Source organism: Bacteroidota bacterium, assembly GCA_016213405.1.
In the GTDB taxonomy this organism is placed as follows: Bacteria; Bacteroidota; Bacteroidia; order Palsa-948; family Palsa-948; genus Palsa-948.
The window spans coordinates 44043-50828 of record JACRAM010000055.1; the positions used below are offsets into that span (position 1 = coordinate 44043).

Annotated in this window: 4 protein-coding genes; 1 reads left to right on the forward strand and 3 read right to left on the reverse strand. The window is 41.0% G+C overall.

The window, feature by feature from the left end:
* Window positions 1–40: 40 nt before the first annotated feature.
* Complete coding sequence (locus HY841_06245) at window positions 41–817, reverse strand: RNA methyltransferase (GenBank protein MBI4930344.1); 777 nt, start codon at window positions 815–817, stop codon at window positions 41–43.
* 93 nt (window positions 818–910) lie between these two features.
* Between HY841_06245 and HY841_06250 the strand changes: the two genes are divergently transcribed.
* A complete protein-coding gene (locus tag HY841_06250; GenBank protein MBI4930345.1) occupies window positions 911–3385 on the forward strand; it encodes a BamA/TamA family outer membrane protein in 2475 nt (824 codons plus the stop codon).
* A gap of 374 nt (window positions 3386–3759) precedes the next feature.
* On the opposite strand, the gene HY841_06255 is transcribed toward HY841_06250, so the two are convergent.
* On the reverse strand, window positions 3760–4482 hold the full coding sequence (locus HY841_06255) for a hypothetical protein (protein MBI4930346.1): 723 nt from the start codon (window positions 4480–4482) through the stop codon (window positions 3760–3762).
* A 243-nt stretch (window positions 4483–4725) separates the two neighbouring features.
* A complete protein-coding gene (locus HY841_06260; protein MBI4930347.1) occupies window positions 4726–6669 on the reverse strand; it encodes a tail fiber domain-containing protein in 1944 nt (647 codons plus the stop codon).
* Between the last annotated feature and the right edge of the window lie 117 nt (window positions 6670–6786).

Below are 6786 nucleotides of genomic sequence, written 5' to 3' on the forward strand. Positions count from 1 at the left end.
GCGCAAGGTACTTATTTTCATTTCCCTGAACGTATGTGCTTTACAAATATTTCACCTTCCCTTCGGGAAGGATGGGATGGGCTTCTCCTCGTCTTCTGAATTCTGAACAAATCACTGCCGTGGCAACAGCGGCATTCAGCGAATCAGCTCCTGAAGAAAAATTCGGAATCGAAATCTTGTTCGATACACATTTAATCAGGTTCTCAGAAATTCCTTTGGACTCATTTCCAATCAATATGACCCCTGTGGAAGATAGTTTTTCTGAATAAATGTTTTTCCCATCTAATACAGCAGCATAAACAGGTTTACTATTTTTTAATGTGTTTCCTAAATTCACGTAGTGCGCACAAACCCTCGCCATGGAGCCCATAGAAGCCTGCACTGTTTTCGGATTATAAATATCCACACAGGTTTCGGAACAAAGAATGTGATTTATGCCAAACCAGTCCGCAATGCGTATAATAGTTCCCATGTTGCCGGGGTCACGGATATCATCGAGCGCGAGAACGAGTTTGTCGCTCACCGAATTAATAGTAAACTGCTGAGTAACAATTTCAAACACAGCAAGAACCTGATTGGGTGTTGTAAGTGCAGATATGCTTTCCAGTTCCTTCTCACTTATTTCCTGAACTTTGTCCCGATAAAAATCGGGATGAACTTTGAACTGATTTGTTGCAAATATTTCTTTCGCTCTGTAATTTGAATGAAGAAGTTCATTCACCACTTTCGGACATTCCGCAATGAACAATCCTTCTGCATCACGGTATTTCTTTTGATGAAGAGAGCGGACAAATTTAATTTTCGATTTTGAAATCATGATTAGTTATTAGCCATTAGCGATTAGTCATTAGCAACCGCCAATGACCAGCGACTACTGACAATTCGTAAATTCGCTTCGAAGACAAAAGTAATGAAGATTCACAACTTCCTTTTATTCGCTGCCGCTGCCGTTGCTTCCTGCTGCTTTCTTCCCTCCTGCAATCCAACCAAAAAAATAACAGAAGGCGAACTGCTCCTTGACAAAAACGTTGTTATAGATAAATTCGGTAAAGTTGACAAAAGCAATATGGAATCCTACATCAAGCAAAAGCCGAACCGAAAAATTCTTTTCTGGAGAATGTATCTGCATATTTATAATAGCGTTGACGGAAATAAATTGGATAAAATAAAAATGAAACGCACTGCAAGAAGAGAAACTTACAATTCAGGAAAAATTGAAAAATACAATCGCATCAATGCAAAGCGGGAGGCAAAAGGGAGAAAAGCCAAAAAAGTTCCGCTGAAGAAAAAAGAGCCGTTCATTTTCAGGGAATGGTGGAAAAGCAACGGAGAGCCGCCTGTGATTTATGATTCTCTGCTTTCCAAAAAATCAGCCAGGCAGATAAAATTATTTCTGAACAATAAAGGATACTTCAACAGCACCGTGAAGGATTCCATTCATGCGCAAAATAAAAAAGTCACTTCCTGTTACGTTGTTAAAGAAGGAACACCCTATACCATCCGCAATCTCAGCTATGAAGTTAAAGACGAACAATTAAGTTATTATGTTCTTGCCGATGCCTACGGTTCGCTTATCAAACGCGGAATAAATTACGATGTGGATATACTTCAGAAAGAACGCGACCGGATTACCTCCATGCTCCGCAATAACGGTTATTTTTATTTTTCCAAAGAATATGTTTATTATGAAGCTGACACTGCACTCGGCACGCATGAAGCAGATATTACGCTGGGAATAAAAAATCCGCTTATCAAAATTGAAAGTGAAAGAGATTCTACTCTGGAAACTTCACACATTCGGTATTATATCAATAACATTTATATTTACACTGATTACGATCCTAAAAATAAAACTGCGCCAAAAGACACCTTCTTTGCAAATGACTCCACTGTTTATTTGTTAAGCAACGGAGCCATCAGATACAAACCCAGTTTGCTTACCAATGCGCTGTTCATTTCAAAAGGAGAGCTCTACCAGCAAAGCCATGCCGACCAGACTTACAGGCGGCTTTCTGAACTGAAGCTTTTCCGCAGTGTGCAGATGCAATTTGCCGCCAGCGGAACTAATCGCCTCAACTGCTTTATTTATTTATCCAACATACCCAAACAATCGTTCTCTGCTGAAACAGAAGGCACCAATACATCGGGCACGCTTGGCATTGCCGGCAATCTTGTTTACCAGAATAAAAATATTTTCAAAGGAGGAGAAATATTTGAATGGAAACTGAAAGGCGCGCTCGAAGTTCAGAAAACTGAAACGAAGAAAAAAAATATCATTATCTCAGAATCTCCCCTTCCGTTCAACACGCTGGAACTGGGAACAGAAGCAAGTATGCTCGTGCCGCGTTTTCTCACGCCCTTTCATATCAGCGGAACAAAAAGCAACAACGCGAAAACAAATTTTACAGGCATGTATAATTTTCAAAGGCGCCCTGATTACGGCCGCTCCATCGGAAACCTTGCTTATGGATATACCTGGAAAGAAACTTCTTCCAAACAGCACCTTATCAATCCAATTGAATTTAATCTGGTGAATATATTTAAGGTAGATACCCAATTGCAAAATACGATTGACAACAGCAAAGACCTTTTTCTGAAAAGCAGTTACTCCGACCACTTTACGCTGGGTTCTCGCTATGCATTTATTTTTACCAACCAGGATATCCGCAAAAAGAAAAATTTTTCTTACCTGCGCATGGTAGCCGAAGGAGCCGGCAATGCCATGAGGGGGGTTTTTAATCTCATTGACCTGTATGCAAAAGGAATCAACCTGGAATACAAATATCCAAGCTTTATGATTGACAGCATTCCGTTCTCTCAATACCTGCGCTTTGATTTTGATTACCGCTATTATAAATTAGTGAATGACAAAGACAAGTTGGTTTACCGCATTGCCTTTGGCGTTGGCAAACCCTTGCATAATAACCGCACGCTTCCGCTTGAGAAAAGTTTTTTTGCCGGTGGACCCAACAGTGTGCGCGCCTGGGAAGCAAGAACGCTGGGACCTGGCGGATACAGTAATGAAACCAGCAGCAGCTTTGCCGATAAAATTGGCGATGCAAAAATTGAAACCAACTTTGAGTACCGGTTTAACGTGATAAAAGCATTGAACGCTGCCCTGTTTGTTGATGCGGGAAATATATGGCTGCGGAAAAAATATCCCAGTTATCCGCTGGGAGAGTTTCATATAACCGGAGACAGCACATTCATTGGTCAGATTGCCATTGGTGCCGGCATGGGCATTCGGCTGGATTTTAATTTCTTTATCATCCGCCTTGATGGAGCTTTAAAAATAAAAGACCCCGCGCGGAAACCCGGAGACCGATGGATGTTCGGAAGAAGAGACCTGCCGGTGTTCAACTTCGGAATCGGGTATCCGTTCTGAAGAATTGATTGTGGTTGTGTTCTTGATGTTACAAACGCGCGCCAGATGGGGTAAACCAGAATAGTGTTTTACTAAACCAGAATAGTATTTTACTAAACCTGAATAGTATTTCACTGAATCAGAATAGTATTTCACTAAACCAGAATAGTGTTTTACTAAACCAGAATAGAGTTTCACTAAACCAGAATAGTATTTCACTAAACCAGAATAGTGTTTTACTAAACCAGAATAGTATTTCACTAAACCAGAATAGTGTTTCACTAAACCAGAATAGTATTTCACTAAACCAGAATAGTGTTTTTGAGAAAAAAAGATGCCCATGCCCTAAAGGGTGAAAATATTCAAAGTCCCTTTAGGGATTTAAGGCATATACTTTAAGGCGCTGGAGGCGGTTGCACGTCTGTTACGGTAACGGTGGCTGATAGGTCTAATGTTTCTCCGTCCGGGGCGGTGGCGGTGAGGTTATAAGTGGTGGTTTGTGCCGGAGTTACGGACAGGTTTCCTGAAGGGGTTACTGCTCCAATGCCATTATCAATCGCCACGCTTGCCGAGCCGGTGATGTTCCGGGAAAGAGTGGATGGCTGTCCCGCTGAAATGGCGGAAGGGTTTGCGGTGAAAGTGCCGGCAAGAGCGGCTGTTCCTTGTCCTTCAAACAAAGTTCCTAAATCATCTGCCACGGCATCAGCGCCCGGCACCTGATTGGCAGATGCATCTTTAGACGTGTTGTAGAGTACGCGGGTAAAAGTGTATGCTTCGCTGCCCGCCACCTGCTGCGTGTCTTCGTATATTTCAGTTACTTGACGCAGTTGCAGTATGAATGATTTCATCTGGTCGTAAAAAGTCAAATCGTTGGTGGCTTCGGCTGTGGTGCCTGCAAAGCCGTTCACTAAATTGGGGTTTGTTGGCGCATGGTTTTGTATGGCGCGCTGCACATACGGATAGCGCTCGTTGCTGATGTTGGGCACACTCTTGCGCTCTGCTTTTGTGAGGTTGAACTGCACGGGCATGTTTGCAGGGGCTTTCAGCGCTGTGATGGCGTTTTGAATAGCGGTGATTTGCGCGCCTGTGAGGACGATGTTGATGTTTGAAAATGGCATGGTGAAAAGGTTAAGGTTTAAGGTATGAGTTTAAATTGAAGGGCATCTCGAATAACGAACATTTGAACATTTGAATAACGAATGAAGAAGTAAGGAAACATCGTATTTGTTCTGTATTCTGCATTTTACTTCGCTATTCGTTGTTCTATTGTTCAATTATTCTATTGTTCACCCCGTAGGATTCACCCCGTTGGAAATTCTTCCTACGGGGTTCATGAGTTTTTAGAGGTTCCCTGAATTTTATTATTTTGTTTTGATCATTTGCTTGCTGTCAATAGTTTTTCCATCCACAACAATTGAATAAGAATAAATTCCGCTGGCGAGGTTTTGGGTGCTGGCTTCAATCTTGCCGAAACCTTTTTCTGTGATGGCAATTTTATTTACTTCGTTGCCATACATATCAAGAAAAGTTATGTAGGCGCTGCCTGACATATCTTCGGGAATGAAATAACGGATAACCGTGCTGGTTGAAAATGGATTGGGCTGCGCATCGTATAAAATAATTTTGTTCATGTTGGCAAGTTCTACCTGCAAAGTGGTTTCGGTTTTGCCTTGCCCATCGCTGCCGCTTTCATTAGTGCGCTGACCAGATTTTACTGCAAGCAAACTATCTACTGTATGAGAAAGTTCTTTAATAGAATTAATCATAACATAAATTAATCCATCATAACTATAAGTCAATGGACTAATTATGCTATGGATTTCTCCTGAAGAATCAGCTGGCAATGTTGCCACTACATCTGTGCCAAAATTTTGAGCTTCAGATTCTTTTACCATAAGCTTCCCTGAACCTATGCAATAGGGAGCAACTTTTTTTACATCCTGTGCAATAATTCCTATGTTTGTTTTTTCTGTTGGTAAGTCACCAATTCCGTTGAATTTATATGTTATTGGATTTATTTGCTTTAACACATTGAGACCATCGTTGAATGGTGCAATATCTTTTTTCAATCGTTCATCAGAATATCCAGCCCAACTGCCACTAGTAGGTTTTTCAGGAGAATCATTTGTTGTTCTTATTAAACCAGCAAAATATCCTGCATACTGTGCTGGAACACTTACTGGAGATGCGAATGATCCATATATACTCGCTCCATTACCAGCAACAAGTTTTCCATAAACTCCATAATTATAACCAGTTGGTACATTACCAGCTATACCATATACACCTATAGATACACCACCAGTTTGAGTAGATCCATTGGATGCATCGCCTTGCACTCCATAACCATTAGAAGTTCCGCTTGGAACAGTGCCTATTACTCCATAATTATTGCCAGAAGTTCCAGCAGGCATTTCAGCTTTAAGGGCTGCTCCTCCTGTAGTTAACGAATTATAAAAATATCCTTTAATTGTTGTTCCTCCAACTCCTCCAACACTTAGCGGTGATAATATTGCCGAAGAACTGCTTGATAAATTAATTCCAACCTTAGTGTTATTATCGCCAAGAACCATATTGTTTGAGAATTTTACAACAGCATCTGCACCAATTGCGGCAGCATTATTAATAGTTGTTGCACCTGTATTGTCAGCATTATATCCGAGAAATGTATTGTTATATCCAGTAGTGTTCGCATATCCTGCATTGTGGCCTACAGCAGTATTTTTAATTCCAGTGCTGGAACTGGTGGGGTTGTTGGAGAAAAGTGCGTTGTTGCCTATCGCTGCGTTATAAGAATTCCACGCTGTTGTTCCATAATCCTGCTTTGCCAATGCCTGGTATCCAATTGCAACATTTTCCTGTGCATAAGTATTGAGCGAGCATGCTTCAAAGCCCATAGCAATATTATTGCCTGCGGTTTTATTTGTATAACCCGCATGGTAACCAAAAAAGCAATTGTTAGAAAAAGAATATGCTGCTAATGCGCCATCCCCACCGGCTTCATACCCAGCAATGGTGTTATTGCTACCTGTTTGATTATTATAACCCACTCTAACTCCAAGAAATGAATTATACTGGCCACTTGTGTTACTTGGCCCAGCCGAATATCCGATGAATATATTATTGGAACCAGAATTAATATATCCTGCGCCTTCACCAATAAAAATACCATAATTGCCGTTATTATTTTGCCCAGCTGCCTGTCCAATAAAAGTGTTGCCCGCTCCTGTATTTGAACCACCTGCAAGTTTACCTACATGGAGATTAATATTGGTAAAATCAAATTGTAAAGAACCCTGCGCCAAGAGCGCAGGGCGTTATTATTTTATTTTTCACAATTCAAAAAGTTTCAACTGCTTGACATCATTATGACGACCTTGATTACGAATATAATTCTCAATCGTCTTTTTACTTCCTCGACC